At 64.4% G+C, this 2,933-nt stretch carries 4 protein-coding genes; all 4 read right to left on the reverse strand.

Annotated elements, in window-relative coordinates:
• Positions 1-164: 164 nt before the first annotated feature.
• Positions 165-680 carry a hypothetical protein gene (locus tag ACH4RC_RS42405; protein WP_398210482.1) on the reverse strand — a complete coding sequence of 172 codons (516 nt, stop codon included), beginning with the start codon at positions 678-680 and terminating at the stop codon, positions 165-167.
• Positions 681-682: 2 nt separating this feature from the next.
• Positions 683-1,207, reverse strand: a complete 525-nt coding sequence (locus ACH4RC_RS42410; RefSeq protein ID WP_398210484.1) for a hypothetical protein — start codon at positions 1,205-1,207, stop codon at positions 683-685.
• Entirely contained in the window at positions 1,207-2,550 is a 1,344-nt protein-coding gene (locus ACH4RC_RS42415; protein WP_398210486.1) for a hypothetical protein, read from the reverse strand. The genes ACH4RC_RS42410 and ACH4RC_RS42415 overlap by 1 nt, the downstream gene beginning before the upstream one ends.
• 75 nt (positions 2,551-2,625) lie before the next feature.
• Positions 2,626-2,787: a hypothetical protein gene (locus tag ACH4RC_RS42420; RefSeq protein WP_398210488.1), complete on the reverse strand. Its 162-nt coding sequence runs from the start codon at positions 2,785-2,787 to the stop codon at positions 2,626-2,628.
• Between the last annotated feature and the right edge of the window lie 146 nt (positions 2,788-2,933).

Raw genomic sequence — 2,933 nt, forward strand, 5'->3', positions numbered from 1 at the left:
CTCCCAGCAGAGCAGTTGACTCCTGCTACCGGCCTACGGCCAACCTGCACCGCCGTCAACCCGCACGACCACCGGATTTAACGAACTACCGGTAATAGCCCGTTCAAGGCCTCAACTGAGGACAAGGCACCCGAGCTGAGCCAGTTCACCATCGAAGGCTCAAGTCATGGATTTCGCGTGCCTCGCCACGTCCATCCGGCCGACAACACAACCTTCTGTAGCGGGTCCCGCAAGTCGTTGGAGTCGAAGTAGAAGTCATAGACGCGGTGTCGCTTTCCGTCGGGGCCCTTCTTCAAGTCGGCTCTCCAGGACTTCGCTCGGGTCCGCGGCCCGCTGCCGCGCTTCCGCGCTACGACGCGCTTTGCGGGCTCCCCGGCCCAGGTGACTTCCTCGACGTCGACGCAGACCCGTGCTTCGTGACTTGCCCCGTCGAGGCGCATCCGGAACTTGACCGTGCGCTTGACTTGCCGGCGCCCTCGCCCGTTGCCGATCCCTGGGTCCGTGACGATCCACTCCGCCACGACGTCCGCTTTCTCCGCTGAGAGCGCGGCCCGGACGTGGTAGGGCTTGTCGTCGCTGTTGAGCGCGAGCAGGGCCGCCTCGACGTGCGAACGCTCCAGCGGATCAGCACCCTCGTCCGGGTATACGGTTCCGCTGCGCCAGTCCTGATAGCGGCCCATCGCTACTGTCCCTCCGGGGTGCTTGGTCGTACGGTGCGTACGAAGTCCTCGAACTCTTGGAGGATTTCCGGAAGCTGCCCCCTGGTGGCTGTCAGTGCCAGCTTGATCACCACATGCGTGTGCGGATCCTCGATGCTGGCAAGAGGCACGTACACCTGGGTCTGGACCAGCTCGCGGAGCTCGTCCTGGACGGCGGTCGTCAGGAGAACACGCTGAACGAGAGCGGGTGTGTCCGTGGGACCGACCCCGCGCCGGTCTACCACCTGCAGCGATTCGGCGAACTGCTTCAGGCGCTGCACAGCCTCGTCGGCCAGGTCCGGCAGTGATACGTCAGAGGCCAGGATCTCCTCGTCGATCGTGATGGTGGCGGCAAATCCCGCATCGGGGTGCGGGTGCAGCGCGGCGAAAGCGACATCGAAGGCGTCGATGCTCTCGGACGACGCCGGCGCCCAGCCGTCAGGCAACTGGAACTCGACCGGCACTGGTAGCGGCTTCGGCAAGGCGGTTTCCTCTCTCAACAGACTCATCAGTCGAACCAACCGGTGACGGTGTCCTTGACGGACTTCGCACCGTGGCCGACCGTGTCCACGACACCGCCCGCGCCGACCGCATCGGCAACACCATTAATGGTCTTGCCGAACTTGTCGGGGTCGAAGGTGATCTCCGTGCCCAACCCCGCACCTACGCCGTCAGCGATGAACCCGTGCCCGCCAAGTTTCCACATGCCGTTTTCCTTCTCCCAGCCGGCCTTGGCAGTGGCGCCCTCGCCGACACCGACCTCCTGGGTCACGCCGATACCGATACCGCCGATTTCGATACCACCGCCGATGGAAGTCTTCGCTCCGTAGAAGGCCTTGACGCTGGCACCGACCTCGTCCTTGGTGACCTTGGCCGTTGCTCCGACCTCGCCACCGGCGAACGAGTCGTTACGTGCATAGACGCCGCCGTAGGGTCCGTAGCCGAACCGCCCTTCGGCCATCTCGCGTATACCTGCGGACACCTCGGCTTTGGCGGACAGGCCCTTGGTGCTGAAACCGTAGTTCGCTGTGCTTCGAGCGCCGCCGTAGGTGTCGAGAAGTCCGGAGAGTTCCCAGCCGCCGTTGGTCGCCGATCCTTTCCCGGTCAGGTGGAACAGGTCGAAGCCCGCCTTGGCCGACCCTTCCTTGCCGTACTTGGGGTCGGCGGAGGCGCTGGTCGCCGGCACCATCCCGTCCAGGGCCCACTTCCAGTTACCCGTCCAGCCACCGGGCTTCTTGTCGCCCTCGGTGGCGGGCTTGTAGTCCTTGAGGTGGTTCCTTGCGTCGCCGTTGAAGCCTGTGGGCGTTCCGTCGGCCGCATCGGAGTCGACGACCACTCCGTCAAGAGCCGTCTGGACGGAGTGGTCGGCCTTCTCCGCGTCCTTGACGATCTGGTCGAGGTAGTTCTGCCACTCCGTGACCGCAGTACCCACGGAGTCCTGGTACGAGGGATCGTGGTGGAGGGCGGTGCGTTCGCCATCAGTGAGGTCGGTGGTGTCGAAGGACACCGCGCCTTCGCTTGAGACGGCCATGCCCGCCTTGGTGGCATCCGCACGGGCGGACTTGAGTCTCTTGCGTACTTCGCTGAACTGGTGATGCGCCTCCCGCAGCAGAGAGGCGACGGCTTTGGCCTCCGTCTGGGCCTTCTGGAATTCCCCCAGCGTGATGTCAAAGCGCCGGTTGGCCGCATCAGCGCTCAGCCCCGACCAGCCCGGCCCCATGGAGATGCCATGGACATCCCGGGCGTATGCGACTTCCTGATCATGGAATTCCTTCGCCATCTCCTCCCAACGGTCCGCTGCTGTGGAGAGAGCGGACAGGTTGACCGTCAGGATGTCGTGGTACGTCGGCATGTTTCCCCCGTGGTCCTGCTGTGGTTGCCTTCTGCTCGAAGGGGCATTCAGGGTTGGATGTGTAGCTCAGCCGGCTCAGAACCCGTCGAGCGACGAAAGAGAGCGCGTACGCGCACCTACCTCGCCGTCGGTGCCTTGCAGGGTGTTGTTGGCGCTTCGCAACGCCGCCTTTTCCGATGCGAGGCGGTTCAACAGGTTGTGAACCTGCTCGCCCCACGTCTTGTGGGCCTTCTTCAACGCCCCTGACGTGAGCCACCCATCGTGCAACTCCTTGACGGCCGTGCCGGTGTGAGGTTCCCCCGGGATGCGGGAGATGCTGACAGCGGGTCAGATGGGACTCATGAGAGGAACATCGACCATGGCTGCTCCCAGGAAGTACTCGC

Origin of the sequence: Streptomyces sp. NPDC016845, from assembly GCF_044332585.1 — a bacterium.
In the GTDB taxonomy this organism is placed as follows: Bacteria; Actinomycetota; Actinomycetes; order Streptomycetales; family Streptomycetaceae; genus Streptomyces.

Coding starts and splice junctions, on each gene's coding strand:
- ACH4RC_RS42405 (WP_398210482.1), bottom strand. CDS start 680: ATGGGCCGCTATCAGGACTGGCGCAGCGGAACCGTATACCCGGACGAG.
- ACH4RC_RS42410 (WP_398210484.1), bottom strand. CDS start 1,207: ATGAGTCTGTTGAGAGAGGAAACCGCCTTGCCGAAGCCGCTACCAGTG.
- ACH4RC_RS42415 (WP_398210486.1), bottom strand. CDS start 2,550: ATGCCGACGTACCACGACATCCTGACGGTCAACCTGTCCGCTCTCTCC.